This is a genomic window from Phyllobacterium zundukense (genome assembly GCF_025452195.1).
GTDB classification, from domain to species: Bacteria; Pseudomonadota; Alphaproteobacteria; order Rhizobiales; family Rhizobiaceae; genus Phyllobacterium; species Phyllobacterium zundukense_A.
In genome coordinates, this window is sequence record NZ_CP104973.1 from 972442 (window position 1) to 993979 (window position 21538).

Sequence of the window (21538 nt, forward strand, 5' to 3'; positions counted from 1 at the left end):
TTGGGAGGAATCATGGCTTCGTTTCGGATGCTGTTGGGAGCCTTGGCATGTTGTTTCATGCTGGCAGCCTGCAATGACTCGAACAAAACAGCGGGTGCGGACGACGAGTCCGGAACTTTTGTCTCGTGCGCAGGCACCCTTGTTGATGGCAAATGCGTCATCACGCCGGAAGTGGTTACGAGCGCATGTGAGGCGGGCACGCTTGTTGATGGCAAATGCATCGTCACGCCCGTTGTAACCTCGGTATGCCAGACCGGCACCCTTGAAGACGACAAGTGCGTCGTCAAGCCCGATGTGATGACCGGCAAGTGCGAGAGCGGCACTCCCGAAGGCGACAAGTGCATCATCAAACCCGTTGTGGTTGGCCGTTGCGATACAGGAACGCTCGAAGGTGACAAATGCGTGGTCAAGCCCGATGTAATTGCCCGATGCGACACAGGTACCCTTGAGGACGGCAAGTGCGTCGTCAAACCGAATGTGGTGACTAGCGCATGCGAGAAGGGCACTCGTGTTGGCAACGAGTGCGTCGTCACCCCCGTTGTGGTTATGCGGTGTGAATCAGGGACGCTCGTCGGCGACGAGTGCATTGTCAAGATTCCGCCCGTTACCGATCCCGTCAATAAGGATGATGGCATCAAGCGTGTGGATTGGAATGGCAGCAGTGCTGCGATAGAGACTGCCGATTTAGTATCTACGCTGCGCACCTATCAGCTGACGACCACCCAGGAACAGCGGAAAGCTGGCAAGAGCAAACAACTCAAAATTACGGAACAAGCCGGCGACCCGACGATCCGCACGGGCAGCCAGATGTTTGATGGGCTGTTTGCTATGGCAATGCAGGAAGCCAAGGAGCTGACCGTAACCTCCATCAAGGATGGCGCATACAATAACGGCAATCCGGTACCCTGTGGCGGCGACATTGGCTGCTACCAGACAGGGGACGAGTGGACCTATGTGTGGACGCGCGATACCGCCTATGCGGTTGATCTTGGCTTGGCGCAGATCAACCCGCAGGCCGCCAAAAACAGCCTGTTATTCAAACTGTCAAAGCGGCGCAGTGCAACGCAGACACTCGGTGCCGAAACAACGGAAATCGTTCAGGACACCGGCAGTGGTGGCAGCTGGCCGATCAGTACCGATCGCGTGGTTTGGGCGCGTGCCGCTTTCGAACTGCTCAAATATCTCGACGGTGAGGATCGCACGCAATTCCTGAACGACGCCTATACCGCCATTCACAACACGATCGAAAGCGATCGCCTTGCTGCCTATGACAACCGTGATGGGCTCTATCGCGGCGAAACCTCATTCCTCGATTGGCGCGAACAGACCTATCCCGACTGGATGAAGGATACTGTGGTCCACATTGCGATGTCGAAGACGCTGTCTACCAACATCAATCACTGGAAAATTCTCGATGTCGCGGCAAAAATGGCTGTCGAACTGAACAAAACTTCGGACGCCGCCAAGTATGCCGGCTGGGCCGACGAGTTGAAACAGCATATCAAGAGCGACCTTTGGATGAAGGATCCCGGCCTGTTCAGCATGATGAAATCAACCGAGCTCGATCAGGCTCCAGTTCGGCGCTACGAATTGCTTGGCGAGGCTCTGGCGATCCAGGACGGCATTGCTGATGAAGCCGAAGCAACGAGAATTCTGAACAACTATCCCCATACAGCGGCTGGCGCACCGGTCGTCTGGCCGCAGATGCGCGGTGTAAAGGTCTACCACAATCGGGCGATCTGGCCGTTCGTTTCCAGCTATCTGATCAAAGCCGCGGCCAAGGGGCGCAATTCAGACGTAGTCGATCGCAACTTCGAAACTCTCATCAACGGTGCGGCATTGAACCTGTCCAATATGGAGAATTTCGAATTCACCACCCTTGCGGTGACAGCGCCGAACGATGATGACCGGCCAGCTATCGATTCCGACAAGCAATTGTGGTCGGTGGGCGGCTACATCGGTTCCGTACTCGACGTCGTATTCGGGCGTGAGGCCGACATGACAGGTATCCGGTTCCAGCCGTCGATCACTAAAAAGATGCACAAGAACGTCTTCAACGGTGCCCGGCAGATCCAGTTGAACAATCTGGATTATCGAGGCCGAAAAATTACAGTCAAAGTGAATTTGCCCGATGCAAGTTTAGTCGATAATGGTTTCTACACAGCACAATCGGTCACACTGAACGGCGCACAGATACCGCTGGACCGCTACACGAAAGCGTCAGATTTCAAAAGCGACGGAACCAATATTTTCGTAGTGGAACTGATCAACAACAAGGTAGATGGCAGCTTGGCCACCGTGGCATCCGACACCGAGCTCTATGGTCCGGACAAGGTGGAACTCGATCTGCCAGCGAGCGGTTGGGCGCTGTCAAAGGATAGCAATAGGCTGATCAATATCAACTGGACAGGAGCAAATCCCGCCGGTACTGCGATCAACGTCTATCGCAACGGTGCTGTGGTCGCCGCAGAGGTCGCCGGCACCGGATGGACGGATACATCCAGTGAGATCACCGATCAGGCGCTTTGCTATTCGCTGGAACGGCAAGATAGCAGTGGGCTGAAGAATGTGTCGCAGCGAACCGATCCGGCGTGTTATTGGGGCAATGACAGACTCACATTTATTGGCGCTGACCAAGCGACGAACAATTCTGTTGCAGGTTCACACGCGCAACTGAAGTACGACCATGGTCGCAGAGCCTGGTCAGACTGGGGTGTCCCAGGCGAAGAGCTGACCTTCACCGTCACGCCATCTTTCAGCGGGAGCTATCATGTTCTCCTGCGCTACGGAAATGGTTTTGGCCCTGTCAATACCGGCGTAACAGCGGCAGTCAAGCAAATGGAGGTAACGGGTGCGGGTCAGACTCCGGGCAAAGGCGTTGTAGTCATGCCGCATTTGCCAAGGTGGAATATCTGGGGCGAATCGACCCCTGTCCCGGTGACGCTGGTAGCGGGCGTGTCCTACACAATCAAATTTAGCGATTTTTACAATATGTCCTATCTCGACTCAAATTCGGCCTATAGCGGCAGTGGTGGCGCCGGCGGCATATCGAACCGGGCTAATATCACTGAGCTGATATTGCGGCGTATGGCCGATTGAACTTGAATCTTGATGCGATGCATCGGGAGTGGCCCGGCAAGTCCGGGCCTCCTCTTTTTGCAAATTCCAGATACCCGCAAAGTTTAATTTCTTGACCGTTTGATAAAAAATTTGACCTTCCGAGAAAATATGCCATTCTTCCGTGCAGGGTCCGGACGCACCGGCCATCGAAAAGACTGCTGATCCATGGGAACCGGACGCAGTCAAAACGAGGAGATGAGATTTCATGGGATCGATGGATTCTGGAATCCGTGACGTCAGAGCCGGGCGGCTTTCGTCCGGCGCCTACGCGGACGTTTTTGCCGATCTTCATCCGCCGCTAAGCCGGCACGAAGCCTTCGTCGAATCGGACCGGTGTTACTTCTGCTATGACGCGCCATGCATGAATGCCTGCCCGACCGGCATTGATATTCCCCTGTTCATTCGCGAGATTGCTGCAGACAATCCTACCGGTTCTGCCAAAACCATTCTTTCCGAAAACATCCTTGGCGGCATGTGCGCCCGCGTCTGCCCCACCGAGACATTGTGCGAGCAGGCATGCGTGCGCGAAGTGGCGGAAGGCAAGCCCGTGAAGATCGGACTTTTGCAGCGTTACGCTACCGATCATTTGATGGCCAATGGCCAGCATCCCTTCACCCGTGCCGAGCCTACGGGCAAATCCATCGCAGTCGTCGGCGCGGGGCCAGCGGGTTTGTCTGCCGCCCACCGTCTGGCCATGCATGGCCACGATGTGACCATTTTCGAAGCGCGCCCCAAGGCAGGCGGCCTCAACGAATACGGTATTGCTGCCTATAAGAGCGTCGACGACTTCGCCCAGAAGGAACTCGACTTCATTCTCGAAATCGGCGGCATCACCATCCAGAATGACAAGGCTCTTGGGCGCGATATCAGCCTCGATGCGCTGAGAGCAGGTTTCGATGCGGTGTTTCTCGGCATGGGGCTGCCGGGCGTCAACGATCTTGGCCTCGAGGGCGAAGACGCTGCCGGCTGCATCGATGCCGTGGACTATATTTCGGTGCTTCGCCAGAGCGATAATCTGTCGGAAATTCCTGTCGGCCGTGATGTCGTCGTTATCGGCGGCGGCATGACCGCGATTGACGTCGCGGTACAGACGAAACTGCTCGGCGCGGAGAATGTCATTATCGCCTATCGCCGTGGCCCGGAAAACATGAATGCCAGCGACTTCGAACAGGAACTCGCGCTGAAGAACGGCGTTATCATCCGCCATTGGCTGCAACCTCGCGCGCTGACCCGCAACGAGCATGGCGAGGTCTGCGGCATAACGCTGGACTACACCGTCATGTCCGATGGCCGTCTTGGTGTTTCAGGAGAGAGCATCACGCTGGCCAGCGATCAGATATTCAAGGCGATAGGTCAGACACCGGCCGAAGCAATCCTTGGCGAGGCCGGCCTCGCGTTGTCGCGCGGGCGTATCAGCGTAGACGATGAAGGGCGGACCTCGGTCCCGGGCATCTGGGCCGGCGGCGATTGTGTTGCAGACGGCGAGGATCTGACCGTCGCGGCCGTACAGGACGGCAAGATAGCGGCCGAATCAATTCACCGTGCGCTGATGCAACAACCGGAAAAGGTCAACGGCTTCGTCGAAGCCATCATGGCCGATAGTCCAGATGGCGCGTCTGTTCCGGAACAACAATCCAGTCAACCAAGTCATTTAGTCAGCTAAAGGAAACTGCCATGGCTGATCTTTCAACGAATTTCCTCGGCATCAAATCTCCGAACCCTTTCTGGCTGGCCTCTGCTCCACCCACGGACAAGGCCTATAATGTCGAGCGCGCCTTCAAGGCGGGCTGGGGCGGGGTTGTCTGGAAAACCCTGGGCGAGGAAGGCCCGCCTGTCGTCAATGTTAACGGACCGCGCTATGGCGCTATTCACGGTCCGGACCGGCGCTTGCTCGGCTTCAACAATATCGAACTCATCACCGACCGCCCGCTCGAAGTGAACCTGCGGGAAATGACCGAGGTGAAGAAGAAATGGCCAGATCGCGCGCTGATCGCCTCGATCATGGTGCCCTGCGAGGAGGAAGCCTGGAAAGCAATCCTGCCGCTCGTGGAAGCGACGGGCTCAGACGGCATCGAATTGAATTTCGGCTGCCCGCACGGCATGTCCGAGCGCGGCATGGGCGCCGCCGTCGGTCAGGTGCCGGAATATATCGAAATGGTCGTTCGCTGGTGCAAGCAATATACGCGCATGCCGGTCATCACCAAGCTTACGCCGAACATCACAGACGTACGCAAGCCCGCGCGTGCCGCCAAATCCGGCGGAACCGACGCCGTATCGCTCATCAACACCATCAACTCGATTGTTTCAGTTGATCTGGATAACTTTGCCCCTAACCCGACCATCGATGGACGCGGCTCACATGGCGGCTATTGCGGCCCGGCCGTAAAGCCGATCGCGCTGAACATGGTCGCGGAAATCGCCCGCGATCCTGAAACGCGCGGCCTGCCGATTTCAGGCATCGGCGGTATCACCACATGGCGCGACGCGGCGGAATTCATAGCACTCGGCTGCGGTAATGTGCAGGTCTGCACGGCAGCCATGACCTATGGCTTCAAGGTCGTGCAGGAAATGATTTCCGGTCTTTCCGACTGGATGGATTCCCGCGGGTTCCGCACCATTGACGACTTCCAGGGCCTCGCCGTGCCGAATGTCACCGATTGGCAGTACCTCAACCTGAACTACATCACCAAGGCGCAGATCGATCAGGAGCTTTGCATCAAATGCGGCCGCTGCCACATCGTCTGCGAGGATACATCGCATCAGGCGATCACATCGATGGTGGATGGCGCGCGGCATTTCGAAGTCATCGACGAGGAATGCGTTGGCTGTAACCTCTGCGTCAGCGTTTGCCCCGTTGAAAACTGCATCACCATGGAACCGATGGTCTCAGGCGTCGATCCGCGTACCAAAATGCCGATCCAGCCGGATTACGCCAACTGGACCACGCATCCGAACAATCCGATGGCAAAGCTCGCCGCCGAGTGAACGCCGGGTTCGATTAGGGGCTGCGACAGCGCATCCATTGACTAACAGGGGCGGAATATGAAAAGTCCGGCGCAGTGAAAATGCAGCAGGTAGCAAAATTGTGATCCGCCATATCGTATTCTTCAGCGCCCGTGAAAAGAAAGACGTCGACACGATCGTGAAGGGCCTGCGGCGCCTTGGTGAAATCCCCCACTCGACGGTTTTCGAAGTGATGCAGAATACCAAGACTGACCCGATTTCCGGCGAAATCGATGTGGTCGTCTACGGCGAATTCGAAAATGCCGAGGCGCTGGCCGCCTACAAGGCGCATCCGATCTACAGCGAAACAACGGCCGTCGTCCGGCCGCTACGTGAACTGCGCATTTCTGCGGATGTGGTGTCGACGCTCAGTTAGACCCAGCCGTGCCGGAAATGCTCTCGAGAATCGGACAATCCGGCCGCTGGTCGCCATGGCAATGAGCAACCAGATGTTTCAGTGTGTGCTGTAATTCGCGCAGTTCGATAATCTTGCGCTCGATTTCCTGCAGCTTTGACTGCGCGATCGACTTGACGTCGGCGCTCGCCCGGCTTTTGTCCTCATAAAGTGCCAGCAGCTGGCGGCATTCCTCAACAGAAAAACCCAGGCCGCGCGAGCGCTGCAGGAAGCGCAGCTTGTGCACATCCGACATGGAATAATCGCGATAGCCATTGTCCGCCCGATCCGGCTTCAGGAGGCCGATATCCTCGTAATAGCGAATCGTTTTGGCGGGCAAGCCGGATTTATCAGAAGCGTTACCGATATTCATGGGACCTCACAATCTTATTGTCCGCAGCCGCAGCGCGTTCGCGATGACCGACACGGATGAAATGCTCATGGCCGCTGCAGCCAGCATGGGTGAAAGCAACAACCCGAATACGGGATAAAGCACACCTGCTGCGACCGGCACACCGAGCACATTGTAGACGAAGGCGAAGAACAGGTTCTGCTTGATGTTGCGGATGGTGGCGGCGGCAAGATGGCGGGCACGAACGATACCGTTGAGATCACCTCCGACCAAAGTTATTCCGGCACTCTGCATTGCTACATCCGCTCCCGTACCCATGGCGATACCGACATCGGCCGCGGCAAGTGCAGGCGCATCATTGACGCCGTCGCCGGCCATGGCGACCTTGGCACCTTTGGCATGCAGCGCATCGATGAGCTGTTTCTTGCTTTCCGGCAGCATATCGGCGCGAACCTCGTCGATCCCGAGCACGCGTGCAACTGCCTGCGCCGTCACGGCGTTATCGCCGGTGGCCATGATGACCTTCAGCCCAGCCTCATGCAGCAGACGAATCGCCTCCACGGCCGTTTCCTTGACCGGGTCGGCAACCGCAACGATCCCGGCGGCCCTGCCATCGACTGCTATGAAAAGCGCGCTCTTGCCCAGCGCGCGCAATTGGTCGGCCTTCTCGATCAATTGTGAAACGTCAGCACCGATGTCCTGCATCATGGCCTTGTTGCCAAGCGTCACGCTTCTGGCGTTGACCGTCCCGGATACCCCCTTGCCCGTCGCTGCTTCGAACCCGATTGCATCGGCAAGTATGAGATTGCGCGACTTTGCCCCCTCGACAATCGCTTCGGCGAGCGGGTGTTCGGAGCCTTTCTCGAGGCTTGCAGCAAGTGCCAGCAATTCGTCTTCAGCAAAACCCGGTTCTGCAACCATATCAGTAAGTTTTGGCTTGCCTTCTGTCAGCGTTCCGGTCTTGTCGACGATGAGCGTATCGACGGCGGCGAATCGTTCGAGAGCTTCCGCATCCTTGATCAGCACGCCCGCATGCGCCCCGCGCCCGGTGGCGGTCATGATCGACATTGGCGTCGCCAGACCAAGCGCACAAGGGCAGGCGATGATCAATACGGAAACAGCGGCAACCAGGCCATAGATCATGCTCGGCTCTGGTCCTATGAGCGACCAGACGATAAAGGCGATGATCGCAACAAGCACCACAGCCGGAACAAACCAGGCGGCGACGCGATCGGCCAAGCCCTGGATCGGCGCGCGCGAACGCTGGGCCGAGGCGACCATGGAGACGATCTGTGACAGTACTGTATCAGCGCCGACCTTTTCCGCTTTGATCATCAGCGTGCCGTTGCGATTGAGTGTGCCGCCGGTCACCGTGTCATGTTCGGTCTTTTCGACCGGCACAGGTTCTCCGGTGAGCATGGATTCGTCGATGGAGGAGCGTCCTTCAAGCACGATGCCGTCCACCGGCACGCTTTCCCCGGGGCGCACACGCAGCCGGTCGCCGGCAATTATCTCATCCAGGGGCACGTCCGTTTCTGTTCCGTCCTCGGCAACGCGCCGGGCCCTCTTGGGCGCAAGATCCAAAAGGGCGCGGATGGCGGAACCTGTACGCTCACGGGCTCTCAGTTCGAGTATCTGGCCGAGAAAGACGAGCGTTACGATCAGCGCCGCCGCTTCGAAATAGACCGGCACCGAACCGCCATGCATACGGAAGGAATGCGGAAAAATACCCGGCAGGAACGTGGCGACGACACTAAAAGCGTAGGCCGTGCCGACACCGATGGCGATCAACGTCCACATATTCGGGCTGCGGTTGACGAAAGAAGCCCAGGCCCGCTCAAAGAAGGGAATGGCCGCCCAGACAACGACCGGCGTTGCCAGCGCGAACTCCAGCCACGTAGCCAAACTCTCACCAATCCAGGCACGCAGCGGTAAACCGAGCATCGGACCCATGGTAATCAAAAGCAGAGGAACCGAGCACGCAGCGCTGATCCAGAAGCGGCGGGTAAAATCCACCAGCTCCGGGTTCGGCCCTTCGTCGCCAGTCGGAATACCAGCAGGTTCCAGCGCCATGCCGCAGATCGGGCATGAGCCCGGGCCATCCCTGATGATTTCGGGATGCATAGGGCAGGTATATTGCGTCCCCGCGGGCATCGGTTGGGCCGCTGGCCGGTCGCCAAGATAATCCTGCGGTGCGTTCTCAAATTTTGCCAGGCAGCCTGCCGAGCAGAAATAGTATTTTTCACCTTCATGACGCAGGAAATGTTTCGCGCTTGCGCGGTCTACTTTCATGCCGCAAACAGGATCGATCGCCTCGAGATAGGCCTCCGGCTCCGCCGTGAATTTGCTCTGGCAGCCTGCAGAGCAGAAATGAAACAGCCGCCCGCCATGTTCGGCTGTCGGTTTGTTCGCCTTCGGGTCTACAATCATCCCGCATACCGGATCGCGCACGATTGCAGCTTCTGCGCTTTTCTCCCCGCCGCAGCAGGAATCATCGTGGCTGTGGTGGGGGTGATGGTCGTGTTTCATGATGCAACTTTCGGTTAGGAACCAGATAGTGCATCAAAGGTAATCTTTCCAGTAACTGGAAGGTCAAGGGTTTTTCGAGGTGGATGGGAAGTGAAGAAAGAGCCCTTCGAAGGGTGCCGACACTAACCCTCCCCCTTGTGGGGAGGGAGGCTGCGAAGCAGCAGGGAGGGGCTTTGAGGCAAAGTTTTCATAAGCCCCCTCCCGGACCTACGGTCCTGCCCTCCCCACAAGGGGGAGGGTTAAGAAACTGAGCTCAACCCGCCTGTGCCTGATCCGCCGCTTCTCCGCCCAACTGACCGGCTTCCCAACCAAGGATGGCGCGTTTTCGAGTCAAGCCCCAATGATAGCCGGTCAGCGCTCCGGACTTGCCGACTGCGCGATGGCAGGGGACGACGAAACTGACCGGGTTGGCGCCGACGGCGGCACCCACGGCGCGCGAAGCCTTGGGGGAGCCGATATCGGCGGCGATATCCGAGTAGGCGACGCATTTGCCCATCGGGATCTTCAGCAATGCTTCCCAGACACGCAGCTGGAAATCCGTGCCGATCGTGACGACCTTGAGCGGCCGGTCGGCACGCCATTCTGCCGGGTTGAAGATGCGCGCTGCATAGGGAGCGGTCGCGGCGAGATCTTCAACATAGCTGGCATTTGGCCAACGCGATGTCATATCGGCCAGCGCTTCCCTCTCCTTGCCCGGATCGGCGAAGGCCAGACCCGCCAGCCCGCGGTCCGTCACCATCACCAGCGCCAGGCCGAACGGCGAAATCAGAAAGCCGTAGCGGATTGTCAGCCCCGCACCGCGGGTTTTGTAATCGCCCGGCGACATGCCTTCGTGCGTGACAAACAGATCATGCAGCCGGCTTGGACCCGAAAGACCCGTTTCATAGGCTGTTTCCAGGAGCGGCATCCCCTCATCCAGCAAACGCCGGGCATGATCGATAGTCACCGCCTGCAGGAACCCCTTGGGAGAAAGGCCCGCCCAGCGGGTGAACAGCTTCTGCAACGCGGTTGGCGACAGCCCGGTGTCGCGGGCCAGTGTCTCCAGCGACGGCTGGTCGCGATAGTCCTTGCTGATACGTTCGATGATATGACTGACGATCGCATAATCGTCGCCGGTCGGGGTGATGTCTTTCTGAAGTATGGCATGTGGTTTCATGAGTTTTTACCTCTCTATTGAGGCTATATGACCACTCCGGGGCCCTTGTCGCCACCCGATTCTTGCAGGCCGTGGATTTACCGGCCCTTGGCGGTTGCAAGTGCCATCTGGAATGCGGAAGCGAAGCTTTCACGGTCATCGGGATTGAGAAACGAGCCGATCGCCACGGCCTTGCCCTGCCCTTCGACCAGCATTGACGTGATGCCGATTTCCGCATGACGGGCGACGCTGAATCGTGTCCAGAACGGATTGAATTCATGCAGCTTGGCCCGGCCTGACGGGGCGACCTGGCGGATTTTCAAGGCAATGCGCGAAACGCTCACCTCTTCATGGGCTTTTGCCGACGTATAATTCATCCTGAAAGCTATATAGACCAGCAGAACATCGAGGCCGAAGAAGCCAAAAACCGGCCAGGCACCAAGGGATAGAAAAAATAGGCCGGTGAGGAAGCTGCTGACACCCATCGTTGCCATCAGGATTAGAAAACCCGAACGCGCGAGCGAACGATGAGGCACGAGAAGCGCACGAAAAATTTCTTCCTCGTTTTGGCCCGCAGCGTCAATTGGGTTCATTGTTTGGCTCATGGGCGTTGAGTATAGATTGAGCATGGAAAATCCCAAGCGTAAAATCGATCAGAAGAGAGCAATTCCAGGAAAAGTGGGAACCGGTTTTCCGTCCGGGATCGCGGAAGAGCAGAGTGTGAGCCCTGCCAAGTCAACCAAGGCACGCAACGTTCCGGGCACGCGTTATAACGCTGCGGAAATCCATGAAATCTTCCGGCGTTTTTCGGTCCAGCGCCCTGAGCCCCGGGGCGAGCTTGAACATATCAATCCCTTCACCCTGCTCGTCGCCGTGGTGCTTTCAGCGCAAGCGACCGACGCCGGTGTGAACAAGGCGACGCGGGCATTGTTCAAGGTCGCGGACACGCCGGAAAAGATGCTGGCGCTGGGCGAAGCAAAGGTCGGCGACTATATCCGCACTATCGGGCTGTGGCGCAACAAGGCGAAGAATGTCATCGCTTTGTCCGAGGCGCTCATCAACCAATATGGCAGCGTGGTTCCGGATGATCGCGACGAGCTGATCAAATTGCCGGGCGTTGGCCGCAAGACGGCTAATGTCGTCCTCAACATGGCTTTCGGCCAATCGACCATGGCGGTGGACACCCACATCTTCCGTATTGGCAACCGGCTTGGCCTTGCACCCGGCAAGACGCCGGAGGAGGTGGAAGCGCGGCTGATGAAGGTTGTTCCTTCTGAATATCTTTATCACGCGCACCACTGGCTGATCCTGCATGGCCGCTATATCTGCAAGGCGCGCAAACCGGAATGCCCTTCCTGCGTTATCGCCGATATCTGCAAAGCAGCGGAAAAGACCTCGGAAATACCGGCGCCGCTGGTGCCGCTGCCACCACAAATTATCTGATCACAGTGGCTGGAGGCTCGGACTGCGCGACCGCCTTGTGCAAATGCACCATCATCGCCGCAGCAAAGAGCGGGGTCAAAAGATTGAGGATCGGGATCGCCATGAAGGCGGCGATGACCAGCCCTCCCAAAAACACTGTCGTCGCATGTTTTGAGCGCAGCGCCTTGGCCTCCAATTCCGGACGAAAGCGCATCGCGGCAAATTCGAAGAACTCGCGGCCGAGCAGATAGCCATTGACGACGAAAAAGGCGATAATGTTGACGCCGGGGATCAGCAGCATCAGCAAAGCAGCAATATTGCCGAGAATAACGACGCCGAGGAATTTCACCGACAGGATCAGCGATCGGACAGCGGGCAATGGCTGTCCTTTCGGGTCGAGTGGGTAATCTTCTTTTTCTACCACCGCCGCCACATCGTCGAGGAAGAGCCCGGCAACGATTGCCGTGACGGGCGCTATAAGAAGTGCCAATCCAAGCGCAAGCCCAATGCTTGCAAGAATGCCGGCAAGGAACCCGAGCCATCCCGCCCAGGACGGCAGTTCCGGCAGCATCTGGTCGAAAAAGGGCCATGCGAGCGCTTCGAACAGTTCCCGCAGGCCGAACCATATGCCGATGAGCAGCAAAACGGTCAGGCCGATCGATTTCCACAGGACAGCACGAAACTCCGGGCGAAACAGATGATTGGCCGCAGCGCGGGCGCTTTCAACGATCATTTAGGGTCGCTCTCCAAGGTTGCCGGGTTGCGGACATAGGGGCAGTTCACCGGTGAGACAAGGCAACACACCAAACAAGGGGTAGTCAACCGGCTGCCGACGCGCTAGGACAGGCGCCAAAATAACCGCCAACAGGTACCGAACAGTTCAATCCCGGAGTTTTCATGTCCAGCTTTGACGTGCTTTGCATCGGCAACGCCATCGTCGATATCATTGCCCGCACCGATGATGATTTCATCATCAAGAACGGCATCATCAAGAACGCCATGAACCTGATCGATGCTGATCGCGCGGAGTTTCTCTACGAACGCATGGGTCCGGCGATCGAAGCGTCCGGCGGAAGTGCAGGCAACACCGCCGCTGGCGTCGCCAGTCTCGGCGGGCGTGCAGCCTATTTTGGCAAGGTCGCAGACGATCAACTTGGCCATGTGTTCACCCATGATATCCGTTCGCAGGGCGTTGCCTTCGATACACGCGTATTGAATTCGCCGCCCCCCACCGCGCGCTCGATGATCTTTGTCACCCCGGATGGTGAGCGCTCGATGAACACCTATCTCGGCGCCTGCGTCGAGCTTGGACCGGAAGATGTTGAAAGTTCCAAGGTTTCCGAAGCCAAGGTCACCTATTTCGAGGGCTATCTTTGGGATCCGCCCCGGGCCAAGGAAGCAATCCGCCTGTCGGCGAAGATCGCGCATGAGTATGGGCGCGAAGTGTCGATGACGCTATCAGACCCTTTCTGCGTCGATCGCTACCGCGAGGAGTTCCTTGAGCTTATGCGCTCCGGCACGGTGGACATCGTCTTTGCCAATGAGGCGGAATTGAAGTCACTGTACCAGACCGATGATTTCGAAAAGGGCCTCGAACTCATCCGCAGGGATTGCAAACTTGCAGCCGTAACCCGGTCCGAGAAGGGCTCGGTCGTGGTCTCGAAGGATGAGACCGTGGCGGTTCCGGCGATCGAGATTGCGGAACTGGTCGATACGACCGGCGCTGGCGATCTTTATGCCGCCGGCTTCCTGTTCGGGTATACGAACGGCCGGTCCTTGACGGATTGTGCCAAACTCGGTTCGCTGGCCGCAGGTCTCGTCATTCAGCAGATCGGTCCGCGGCCGCAGCAGAACCTGAAAGCGGCTGCCAAGCAAGCTGGATTGCTCTAGGCGTTGATCGCTATCGGATGAGCCACAAGCGCGCGATCTATCGTGACAAGGCGCAAGCCTTCGACCTGACATTGCGCCAGCAACAACCGGTCAAAAGGATCCCGCGTCAGTGGCTCGGGCTCGACGGCAATCAAAGTGTGGTGCTCGTCGATTGCAATGAGTTCGATACCAATGCTGGTCAACAGACTTGGCAATGCTTTGAGAGGGGGCGTCAGCTGGAGTTTTCCGAGCCGCCACTTGATCGCGATTTCCCACAAACTGGCCACGCTCACGTAGAATTCACCGGTCGGATCGGCGAGCAAGCTGCGGATTCCGGGCGTAAACCTGTCCAGCCGCTGTTCGATAATAGCCAGCAGAATATGAGTATCCAATAATATTCTCATGCGTCTGGCGGCAGAGGCTCAAGGAGAAAATCTTCTGGCAAAGGTTCGTCGAAATCGTCCGCAATAAAGGGCACAATCGTCGTGATGCCGTGGACTTTCTTGAATTCGTCAATCGCCTCCAACCGCAGCCCCTTTCGAGGCTTGTGCGGCACGAGATCAAACGCCGGGCGACCGTTGCGCGTGACCACAATGGTTTCCCCCTTTTCGACCTGCCGGGCAAGCTCGGTCAGGCGATTCTTTGCGTCCCGGATCGATACAGTTGTCATGGGCGGATTGTGGCCACATGTAGCTCTTTTGTCAAGCCATACATTCTACTCAGAGCGGATATAGCCCTCGCGCTTCAGCTCTTCCGATGTGCGACCGGGCTTGTGATAAGTCGGCAGTGCCCAGCCGAAATAGAGCGCGCCGCCCCGCACGGCAAACGCAGCAAGCGCTGCGACGAGGGCGGAAATCCCTAGACCAGCGGCGAGGCTGTGCAGCACAATGTATGTAACCGACCCGGCGAGAGCGGCGGTCACATAGATCTCGCGCCGCATCAGCACGGACGGTTCTCCCGATATGATATCGCGCAGAATTCCACCAAACGTCGCGGTCATGATTCCGGTAACAATCGCAATCGTTGAGTCGAAGCCCAGTGCCAGGCTTTTGGCCGCGCCGATGACACTGTAAGCGGCAAGACCGAGCGCATCGAGCCAAAGCAGGACACGGTAGCGCGATTCGAGCAGATTGGCGGAAAAGTAGACGATAATGGCTGCCGCAGCACAGACCATGAGATTTGCGGGATCCGTGACCCAGAAAACCGGTACACCAAGGATCAAGTCGCGCAATGTGCCACCGCCGATACCGGTGACGGCGGCGAGAAACACGAAGGCGATAATATCGAGCTGGCGACGCGATGCCGCCAAAGCCCCCGTCGCAGCAAAGACGAATATTCCGGCATAGTTGAAGAGCTGGATCATGGACATCGGCTTAAAACCCCCTCATCCGGCCCTTCGGGCCACCTTCTCCCCGTGGGGAGAAGAATAGCACACAACCGTTGCCACCTTTTTCTTCTCCCCACGGGGAGAAGGTGGCCCGAAGGGCCGGATGAGGGGGCTCTACCCAGGTGATCAGGCGTCTTTTTCCGCCTGCGGATTGATCGGGCCAGGCTCAGGCTGACCTTCGGCAGATGCCTGTTTCGGACCGCCTTTTGAGACGCCGACAAGCGCCGGCCGCAGCATGCGGTCACCGATGACGAAACCGCTCTGCGCAACCTGCAGCACCGTGTTGTGCGGCACGTCGACATTTGGAATTTCGAACATCGCCTGATGGAAGTTAGGATCGAATTTCTGGCCCAGGGGATCCAGTTTCTTGACGCCATGGCGTTCCATTGCCGACATGAGCGAACGCTCGGTGATCTCGACGCCTTCGGCGAGGGTCTTGAACCCTGCATCGCCACTTGCCAGCACATCGGCGGGGATGGCCTCCAATGCACGCTTCAGATTGTCGGAAACGGAGAGCATGTCGCGGGCGAAATTGGCGACCGAATAGGCCCGTGCATCATGGACATCGCGCGCGGTACGCTTGCGCAGGTTTTCCATGTCGGCAGCAAGCCGCAACAGCTGGTCCTTCAGATCGCCATTCTCGGCGCGCAATTTATCAAGCTCGGCCCAGTTGTTGGCATTTGCCTCCATCTCGTCGTCCTGAGCGAGGGCATATTCTTCAGCTTTGCGTGATTTCAGAAAATCATCGGCAGCGCGCTTCAGCGCATCGCGATCGCGCGGGTTCTTCAGGTCGCGCTGGTCGAGATCGGGGTTGTCGTGATTTTTCTTGTCTTCAGCCATGTATCCTGTCCATTCATTATTCGTAAGTTGCGCTGGATATCGAGGTTTAGGCCATAAAAATCAAGTGCAAATGACTATCTCAAGAGGCGCGAGACGAGCTGGGCGGTATAATCCACCATGGGTACGATGCGCGCGTAATTAAGCCGTGTCGGGCCGATGACGCCGAGTGCTCCAATGATCCGCTGTTCGGAATCGCGATAGGGCGCGATGACCAGCGATGAGCCGGAAAGCGAAAACAGCTTGTTCTCCGAGCCGATGAAGATGCGCACGCCCGGCCCGGCTTCCGCCAGATCAAGAAGCTGCAGCGTGCCCTCTTTGGTCTCGAGATCATCGAAGAGGTGCCGCAAACGATCAAGGTCCGCTTCAGCGTTGACGGACTTAAGCAGATTGCCCCGCCCGCGCACGATCAGCCGTGCCGGCTGGCCGCCGCCATCGCCGCCCCAGATGGCGAGGCCCTGCTCGACCAGGTGTTGCGAGAGGGCGTCGAGCGCCTGCTGGGTTTCTTCCTTCAGCCGGGCGATTTCCTGCCGCGCCTCGGTGATGGTGCGGCCTTGAATATGTGCATTGAGGAAATTCGAGGCTTCGATCAATTGCGACGGCGTCACGCCAACCGGCAGATCGATGACGCGGTTTTCGACGTCACCGCTTTGCGTGACCAGTACGGCGAGAGCCCTTGTCGGTTCGAGCCTGACAAACTCGATATGTTTGAGCGCACCTTCCGCCTTGGCCGCGAGGACCAGCCCCGCCCCGCGCGACATGCCGGAAAGTATCTGGCTCGCCTGCGTCAGTACGCTTTCGGCTGACTGCGTTTCCCCGGCCCTGACCTGCGCCTCGATGGAATTGCGTTCGGATTTGGAAAGGTCGCCAACTTCCATGAAAGCATCGACGAAGAAGCGCAGCCCGATCTGGGTCGGCAAGCGGCCGGCCGATATATGAGGCGCATAAACAAGGCCGAGATGCTCGAGATCGCTCATCACATTGCGGATCGTCGCCGGAGACAACGAGACTGGCAGGATGCGCGACAGATTGCGTGAACCCACAGGCTCGCCATCGCCGAGGTAACTCTCGACGATGCGCCGGAAAATATCGCGCGACCGCTGGTCGAGCGATTGCAATGTGTCCGGAACAACGGTCCTGTTCATCGTGCCTCGTACTTCCGTTCTTTGTGTCTTGATATAAGCATTCTCTGCGCAATCATCAAAGCCTTTGCTTCATCGCCCCATCACGGTTAAAAGGCCCGGAACACATCAACAAGAGGTCTACCCATGCGTCACTCCAAGCGAGCCCCCGACGAAATGCGCGCCATTTCCTTTGAGCGCGGCGTTTCCAAACATGCCGAGGGCTCGTGCCTGGTAAAGTTCGGCGACACGCACGTCTTGTGCACTGCCAGCCTCGAGGAAAAAGTGCCGGGCTGGATGCGAAACACCGGCAAAGGCTGGGTGACGGCGGAATACGGCATGCTGCCTCGCTCGACGGGTGACCGCATGCGCCGCGAAGCTTCTTCAGGCAAACAGGGCGGACGCACGCTGGAAATCCAGCGCCTGATCGCCCGTTCTTTGCGCGCGGTCGTTGACCTGCAGGCGCTTGGCGAAGTGCAGATTACCGTCGATTGCGATGTCATCCAGGCCGACGGCGGCACGCGCACCGCAGCGATTACCGGTGGCTGGGTTGCGCTGCACGAATGTCTGCGCTGGATGGAAACACGCCAGATGCTCAAGGTGGAAAAGGTACTGAAGGATCATGTCGCAGCCATTTCCTGCGGCATTTCCAATGGCACACCTGTGATCGATCTCGACTATCTCGAGGACTCGACCGCGCAGACAGACGCCAATTTCGTCATGACCGGCAAGGGTGGTATCGTCGAAGTACAGGGAACTGCCGAAGGCGAGCCCTTCTCCGAAGAGGAATTGCTGTCGCTGATGGGTCTTGCCCGCAACGGCATCAACCGCTTGGTTTCCCTGCAGAAAATGGCCGTCAGCTAACGGGATTTCACCATGCAGCCCTCGGGAATATTGGAAACAGCGCTTTATGTGACCGATGTCGAAACGGCTGCGCGATTCTACGGCGATGTGCTGGGGCTTGAATGCATCCTGCGTGCGGGCGAAGAATCCGTTTTCTTCCGCTGCGGGCCCGGCGTATTGATCCTGTTCAATGCGGAAAAACTGCAAGAACGCCCGAAAGGTGGTTTGCCGATACCCTCGCATGGTGCCACGGGTCCGGGTCATGTCTGCTTTCGCGCGACCCGGGATGAAATCGCCGGATGGAAATCCCATCTTGAAGCGCATGGCGTTGCCATCGAAAGCGAATTCGACTGGCCGAATGGTGCGCACTCGCTGTATTTCCGCGATCCCTCGGGAAACTCGATCGAATTTGCCGAACCGAAATTATGGAATCTAAAATGAAGACACTCGAAAAAGGCAAGCTGCTTGTCGCCAGTCACAACCAGGGCAAGATCAAGGAAATGATCGACCTGCTCGGTCCGTTCGGCTTTGAAGTGGTCTCGGCAAAGGATATCGGTCTGCCCGAACCGGACGAAACCGGCACGACATTTGAAGAGAACGCCTATATCAAAGCCTTCGCCGCCGCCAAGGCGACCGGTCTCGTAGCGCTTTCCGATGATTCCGGCCTTTGCGTCGACGCGCTGGGCGGCAAACCGGGTGTCTATACGGCCAATTGGGCGGAACTGCCCGATGGCAAGCGCGACTTTGCCCATGGCATGCAAAAGGTTGAAGCCGAACTGCGGCAAGCGGGCGCTAAAGCGCCTGAAGATCGCAGCGGCCGTTTCGTTTCCGTCATTTGCCTTGCATGGCCGGATGGCGAAGCCAATTATTATCGCGGCGAGGTGGAAGGCGAACTTGTCTGGCCGCCGCGCGGCACGGCCGGTTTCGGCTTCGATCCGGTGTTCAAGCCGGAAGGCCACGACGTGACGTTCGGCGAAATGACTGCCGAACAAAAACATGGCTGGAAGCCTGGCGACAAGGACGCGCTGTCGCATCGCGCCCGCGCCTTTCAGCATTTTGCCAAAGATTGTCTGGACGCCGGATGAGCGATTCCGACAAAGGCGAGTCCGGGTTCGGCGTCTATGTCCATTGGCCGTTCTGCATGGCCAAATGCCCCTACTGCGACTTCAATTCGCATGTCAGGCATCAAGCTGTCGATCAATCGCGCTTTGCCGCAGCCTTCGCACGCGAAATGGCGACAATGCGGGAACGGACCGGATCGCGCACGGTTTCGAGCATTTTCCTCGGCGGCGGCACACCATCGCTGATGCAGCCGGAAACCGTTGCATCCGTTCTCAACGAGATTTCGCGCAATTGGCATGTGCCAGATGATATCGAGATCACGCTCGAAGCCAACCCGACCAGCGTTGAAGCCGATCGCTTCCGGGGTTACCGCGCTGCCGGAGTGAACCGCGTTTCGCTTGGCGTGCAGGCACTCAACGATGCCGATTTGCGTCGCCTCGGAAGGATGCACAATGTCGAGGAGGCCCTTGCCGCGATCAAATTGGCGCGGGAGATCTTTCCCCGACTCTCGTTCGACCTGATCTACGCCCGGCCCGACCAGACGATTGCCGCATGGCGCGACGAACTGGCAAAAGCCATCTCCTATGCCGCGGATCATCTTTCGCTCTACCAGTTGACCATTGAAGAAGGGACGCCGTTCTATAACCTCTGGAAAGCCGGCAAACTGGTGACGCCCGATGGTGATCATGCAGCAATGCTCTATCAGGAGACGCAAGACGTGACGGCCCGGCATGGCTTGCCCGCCTATGAGATTTCCAATCACGCCGCGCCGGGCGCAGAATCGCAGCACAATCTCGTCTATTGGCGCTACGGCGAATATGTCGGTATCGGACCGGGCGCGCATGGCCGCTTTATCGAGAACGACACCCGCGCAGTGACAATCACCGAACGGCACCCGGAAACCTGGGTGCAGAACGTCGAAACCACCGGTCACGGAGTGGTCGAAGAAGAGTTTCTGACGCATGAACAGGAGGGCGATGAATTCCTGCTCATGGGATTGCGGCTCGTCGAGGGTATCGACCTTTCCCGTTACGAACGCCTGGCCGGACACAGCGTCAAGGAGAGCCGCGTGATTTCCTTGGCCGAACAGGGTCTTATCGAATATATCGGCAATAGCCGCATCCGCACGACGCCCGCAGGCGCGATCGTGCTCAATGCGGTCATCGCCGATCTCGCAGCTTAGGGAAGAGACTTGTCCGAAGGGGAAGCAAAAGAGCGGGACTATCAGATCGGCAGCGCGTCGTTCCGCGCCCGGCCGCTGGAGCCAGCGCTTTATATCGTGGCGACACCGATCGGCAATCTCGGCGACATGACCATTCGCGGGATCGAAACCCTGGCCGCTGCGGATATCATCGCTTGCGAGGACACGCGGGTCAGCCGCGTTTTGCTTGATAGATATGGCATTTCGCGGCGTCCCTATGCGTATCACGAACACAATGCGGATATGGCGGGACCCAAGCTGATCGAAGCGCTGCTGTCGGGGAAAAGTGTCGCGCTGATTTCCGATGCGGGCACGCCGCTGGTCTCCGATCCGGGCGGACGTCTGGTACCCGAAGCCAAGGCGGCAGGCATTCGCGTCGTCCCGATCCCCGGCGCATCGTCGGTTCTGGCGGCGCTCACGGCGTCTGGTCTGTTCAAGGATGCGTTTTATTTTGCCGGCTTCCTTTCATCCAGACAAGGCCAGCGCCGCGCCAAGCTTGAGCAACTGAAGTCGCTCGATGCGGCATTGGTGTTCTTTGAATCGCCCAATCGCGCGGCGGCGACCCTGGCAGATATGGTCGAAGTGTTCGGCCCTGAGCGCCAGGCCTCGCTGTGCCGCGAGCTGACCAAGACCTATGAGACAATCGTCACCCTGCGACTCAAGGAGCTGGCAGCGGAATTCGACGGCGAAGATCGGATAAGGGGAGAGGTCGTGCTGGTCATCGCTCCGCCTCCGGAAGATGAACACGTGCCTCGAACCGACCATGACATCGACGCGCTGTTGCGTGCACTCAGCCTTGAAATGTCTCCCGCCAAGGCGGCTGGTGAGGCCTCGCGCATGACCGGACGACCCAAAGGCGAGCTGTATCAGCGGCTCCTGGCGATGAAATGACAGAGCCCGGCAAGCGCCACAAGGCCTACCGTCGCGGTCATTCCGCCGAGCGCCTTGCCGCCGTTGCCTTGATGCTGAAGGGTTATCGCATTATCGGCCGCCGCTATCGCACGAAACTCGGAGAGATCGATCTGATCGCGCGGCGTAAGGATGTCGTGCTCATCGTCGAGGTCAAGGCTCGAACAACGCTTGAGCAGGCGATGGATTCTGTCAACGTTCTGACCATGGGCCGTATCGAAGCCGCCGCCGATCTGTGGCTCGCGCGCCAGCCAGACCATTCCCGCCTCTCCCTTCGCTTCGATCTTGTTGCTATTCTGCCATGGCGCTGGCCTGTGCACGTGCCTGCGGTATTTACAGCCTGAGGAGAAATAT

22 protein-coding genes are annotated in these 21538 nt (G+C 58.1%); 12 read left to right on the forward strand and 10 right to left on the reverse strand.

From position 1 onward, the window contains the following. Nucleotides 1-12 precede the first annotated feature (12 nt). The 4 genes from N8E88_RS17085 (at nucleotide 13) to N8E88_RS17100 (ending at nucleotide 6499) form a co-directional block, all read left to right on the forward strand. Complete coding sequence (locus tag N8E88_RS17085) at nucleotides 13-3099, forward strand: alpha-L-rhamnosidase-related protein (RefSeq protein WP_262294716.1); 3087 nt, start codon at nucleotides 13-15, stop codon at nucleotides 3097-3099. 226 nt (nucleotides 3100-3325) lie between these two features. Beyond that, nucleotides 3326-4783: an NAD(P)-dependent oxidoreductase gene (locus tag N8E88_RS17090; protein WP_262294717.1), complete on the forward strand. Its 1458-nt coding sequence runs from the start codon at nucleotides 3326-3328 to the stop codon at nucleotides 4781-4783. An 11-nt stretch (nucleotides 4784-4794) separates the two neighbouring features. After that, on the forward strand, nucleotides 4795-6105 hold the full coding sequence (gene preA, locus N8E88_RS17095) for an NAD-dependent dihydropyrimidine dehydrogenase subunit PreA (protein WP_262294718.1): 1311 nt from the start codon (nucleotides 4795-4797) through the stop codon (nucleotides 6103-6105). Nucleotides 6106-6205: 100 nt separating this feature from the next. Next, nucleotides 6206-6499: a Dabb family protein gene (locus tag N8E88_RS17100; protein ID WP_262294719.1), complete on the forward strand. Its 294-nt coding sequence runs from the start codon at nucleotides 6206-6208 to the stop codon at nucleotides 6497-6499. Here the strand turns inward: N8E88_RS17100 and cueR are convergent. From cueR to N8E88_RS17120, 4 genes are all read right to left on the reverse strand, one after another. Then, complete coding sequence (gene cueR / locus N8E88_RS17105; RefSeq protein WP_262294720.1) at nucleotides 6492-6890, reverse strand: Cu(I)-responsive transcriptional regulator; 399 nt, start codon at nucleotides 6888-6890, stop codon at nucleotides 6492-6494. The genes N8E88_RS17100 and cueR overlap by 8 nt on opposite strands. Before the next feature lie 6 nt (nucleotides 6891-6896). Next, nucleotides 6897-9398, reverse strand: coding sequence for a heavy metal translocating P-type ATPase (locus N8E88_RS17110; RefSeq protein WP_262294721.1), 2502 nt, complete (start codon nucleotides 9396-9398; stop codon nucleotides 6897-6899). A gap of 253 nt (nucleotides 9399-9651) precedes the next feature. Then, nucleotides 9652-10554: a methylated-DNA--[protein]-cysteine S-methyltransferase gene (locus tag N8E88_RS17115; protein WP_262294722.1), complete on the reverse strand. Its 903-nt coding sequence runs from the start codon at nucleotides 10552-10554 to the stop codon at nucleotides 9652-9654. Nucleotides 10555-10631: 77 nt separating this feature from the next. Continuing rightward, complete coding sequence (locus N8E88_RS17120; protein WP_262294723.1) at nucleotides 10632-11126, reverse strand: DUF2244 domain-containing protein; 495 nt, start codon at nucleotides 11124-11126, stop codon at nucleotides 10632-10634. Nucleotides 11127-11160: 34 nt separating this feature from the next. On the opposite strand from N8E88_RS17120, the gene nth reads away from it, so the two are divergent. After that, complete coding sequence (nth, locus tag N8E88_RS17125; protein WP_410010655.1) at nucleotides 11161-11976, forward strand: endonuclease III; 816 nt, start codon at nucleotides 11161-11163, stop codon at nucleotides 11974-11976. Here the strand turns inward: nth and N8E88_RS17130 are convergent. Beyond that, nucleotides 11969-12688: a sulfate transporter family protein gene (locus tag N8E88_RS17130; RefSeq protein WP_262294725.1), complete on the reverse strand. Its 720-nt coding sequence runs from the start codon at nucleotides 12686-12688 to the stop codon at nucleotides 11969-11971. The two genes, nth and N8E88_RS17130, sit on opposite strands and share 8 nt — an antisense overlap. Nucleotides 12689-12852: 164 nt before the next feature. On the opposite strand from N8E88_RS17130, the gene N8E88_RS17135 reads away from it, so the two are divergent. Beyond that, nucleotides 12853-13845, forward strand: a complete 993-nt coding sequence (locus tag N8E88_RS17135; protein ID WP_262294726.1) for an adenosine kinase — start codon at nucleotides 12853-12855, stop codon at nucleotides 13843-13845. On the opposite strand, the gene N8E88_RS17140 is transcribed toward N8E88_RS17135, so the two are convergent. The 5 genes from N8E88_RS17140 to hrcA form a co-directional block, all read right to left on the reverse strand. Beyond that, a complete protein-coding gene (locus N8E88_RS17140; protein WP_262294727.1) occupies nucleotides 13842-14228 on the reverse strand; it encodes a type II toxin-antitoxin system VapC family toxin in 387 nt (128 codons plus the stop codon). The genes N8E88_RS17135 and N8E88_RS17140 overlap by 4 nt on opposite strands. After that, nucleotides 14225-14494 (reverse strand): type II toxin-antitoxin system Phd/YefM family antitoxin, encoded by a 270-nt coding sequence (locus tag N8E88_RS17145; protein WP_262294728.1) that lies wholly within the window; start codon nucleotides 14492-14494, stop codon nucleotides 14225-14227. The genes N8E88_RS17140 and N8E88_RS17145 overlap by 4 nt, the downstream gene beginning before the upstream one ends. A gap of 45 nt (nucleotides 14495-14539) precedes the next feature. Beyond that, nucleotides 14540-15193 carry a trimeric intracellular cation channel family protein gene (locus N8E88_RS17150; protein WP_262294729.1) on the reverse strand — a complete coding sequence of 218 codons (654 nt, stop codon included), beginning with the start codon at nucleotides 15191-15193 and terminating at the stop codon, nucleotides 14540-14542. A gap of 144 nt (nucleotides 15194-15337) precedes the next feature. Continuing rightward, nucleotides 15338-16051 (reverse strand): nucleotide exchange factor GrpE, encoded by a 714-nt coding sequence (gene grpE / locus N8E88_RS17155; protein ID WP_262294730.1) that lies wholly within the window; start codon nucleotides 16049-16051, stop codon nucleotides 15338-15340. Between the two features lie 74 nt (nucleotides 16052-16125). Next, nucleotides 16126-17193 (reverse strand): heat-inducible transcriptional repressor HrcA, encoded by a 1068-nt coding sequence (gene hrcA / locus N8E88_RS17160; protein ID WP_262294731.1) that lies wholly within the window; start codon nucleotides 17191-17193, stop codon nucleotides 16126-16128. Between the two features lie 123 nt (nucleotides 17194-17316). Here hrcA and rph point away from each other — a divergent pair, with 123 nt between their 5' ends. The 6 genes from rph to N8E88_RS17190 are packed head-to-tail and all read left to right on the forward strand — an operon-like array spanning nucleotide 17317 to nucleotide 21528. Next, complete coding sequence (rph, locus tag N8E88_RS17165; protein WP_262294732.1) at nucleotides 17317-18033, forward strand: ribonuclease PH; 717 nt, start codon at nucleotides 17317-17319, stop codon at nucleotides 18031-18033. 12 nt (nucleotides 18034-18045) lie between these two features. Continuing rightward, a complete protein-coding gene (locus N8E88_RS17170; RefSeq protein WP_262294733.1) occupies nucleotides 18046-18453 on the forward strand; it encodes a VOC family protein in 408 nt (135 codons plus the stop codon). Next, the gene (rdgB, locus tag N8E88_RS17175) at nucleotides 18450-19097 is read left to right on the forward strand and encodes an RdgB/HAM1 family non-canonical purine NTP pyrophosphatase (RefSeq protein ID WP_262294734.1); all 648 of its coding nucleotides are present in this window, start codon (nucleotides 18450-18452) and stop codon (nucleotides 19095-19097) included. The genes N8E88_RS17170 and rdgB overlap by 4 nt, the downstream gene beginning before the upstream one ends. Further along, nucleotides 19094-20257: a radical SAM family heme chaperone HemW gene (gene hemW / locus N8E88_RS17180; RefSeq protein ID WP_262294735.1), complete on the forward strand. Its 1164-nt coding sequence runs from the start codon at nucleotides 19094-19096 to the stop codon at nucleotides 20255-20257. Before rdgB ends, hemW begins: the two co-directional genes overlap by 4 nt. A 9-nt stretch (nucleotides 20258-20266) precedes the next feature. Continuing rightward, a complete protein-coding gene (gene rsmI / locus N8E88_RS17185) occupies nucleotides 20267-21166 on the forward strand; it encodes a 16S rRNA (cytidine(1402)-2'-O)-methyltransferase (RefSeq protein ID WP_262294736.1) in 900 nt (299 codons plus the stop codon). Then, nucleotides 21163-21528 (forward strand): YraN family protein, encoded by a 366-nt coding sequence (locus tag N8E88_RS17190; RefSeq protein ID WP_262294737.1) that lies wholly within the window; start codon nucleotides 21163-21165, stop codon nucleotides 21526-21528. Before rsmI ends, N8E88_RS17190 begins: the two co-directional genes overlap by 4 nt. Nucleotides 21529-21538 lie beyond the last annotated feature (10 nt).

Coding starts and splice junctions, on each gene's coding strand:
- N8E88_RS17090 (WP_262294717.1), top strand. CDS start 3,326: ATGGGATCGATGGATTCTGGAATCCGTGACGTCAGAGCCGGGCGGCTT.
- N8E88_RS17130 (WP_262294725.1), bottom strand. CDS start 12,688: ATGATCGTTGAAAGCGCCCGCGCTGCGGCCAATCATCTGTTTCGCCCG.
- hemW (WP_262294735.1), top strand. CDS start 19,094: ATGAGCGATTCCGACAAAGGCGAGTCCGGGTTCGGCGTCTATGTCCAT.
- N8E88_RS17110 (WP_262294721.1), bottom strand. CDS start 9,398: ATGAAACACGACCATCACCCCCACCACAGCCACGATGATTCCTGCTGC.
- N8E88_RS17085 (WP_262294716.1), top strand. CDS start 13: ATGGCTTCGTTTCGGATGCTGTTGGGAGCCTTGGCATGTTGTTTCATG.
- N8E88_RS17170 (WP_262294733.1), top strand. CDS start 18,046: ATGCAGCCCTCGGGAATATTGGAAACAGCGCTTTATGTGACCGATGTC.
- rdgB (WP_262294734.1), top strand. CDS start 18,450: ATGAAGACACTCGAAAAAGGCAAGCTGCTTGTCGCCAGTCACAACCAG.
- grpE (WP_262294730.1), bottom strand. CDS start 16,051: ATGGCTGAAGACAAGAAAAATCACGACAACCCCGATCTCGACCAGCGC.
- preA (WP_262294718.1), top strand. CDS start 4,795: ATGGCTGATCTTTCAACGAATTTCCTCGGCATCAAATCTCCGAACCCT.
- N8E88_RS17115 (WP_262294722.1), bottom strand. CDS start 10,554: ATGAAACCACATGCCATACTTCAGAAAGACATCACCCCGACCGGCGAC.
- N8E88_RS17140 (WP_262294727.1), bottom strand. CDS start 14,228: ATGAGAATATTATTGGATACTCATATTCTGCTGGCTATTATCGAACAG.
- nth (WP_410010655.1), top strand. CDS start 11,161: ATGGAAAATCCCAAGCGTAAAATCGATCAGAAGAGAGCAATTCCAGGA.
- N8E88_RS17190 (WP_262294737.1), top strand. CDS start 21,163: ATGACAGAGCCCGGCAAGCGCCACAAGGCCTACCGTCGCGGTCATTCC.
- N8E88_RS17150 (WP_262294729.1), bottom strand. CDS start 15,193: ATGTCCATGATCCAGCTCTTCAACTATGCCGGAATATTCGTCTTTGCT.
- cueR (WP_262294720.1), bottom strand. CDS start 6,890: ATGAATATCGGTAACGCTTCTGATAAATCCGGCTTGCCCGCCAAAACG.
- N8E88_RS17145 (WP_262294728.1), bottom strand. CDS start 14,494: ATGACAACTGTATCGATCCGGGACGCAAAGAATCGCCTGACCGAGCTT.
- N8E88_RS17135 (WP_262294726.1), top strand. CDS start 12,853: ATGTCCAGCTTTGACGTGCTTTGCATCGGCAACGCCATCGTCGATATC.
- N8E88_RS17120 (WP_262294723.1), bottom strand. CDS start 11,126: ATGAACCCAATTGACGCTGCGGGCCAAAACGAGGAAGAAATTTTTCGT.
- rph (WP_262294732.1), top strand. CDS start 17,317: ATGCGTCACTCCAAGCGAGCCCCCGACGAAATGCGCGCCATTTCCTTT.
- hrcA (WP_262294731.1), bottom strand. CDS start 17,193: ATGAACAGGACCGTTGTTCCGGACACATTGCAATCGCTCGACCAGCGG.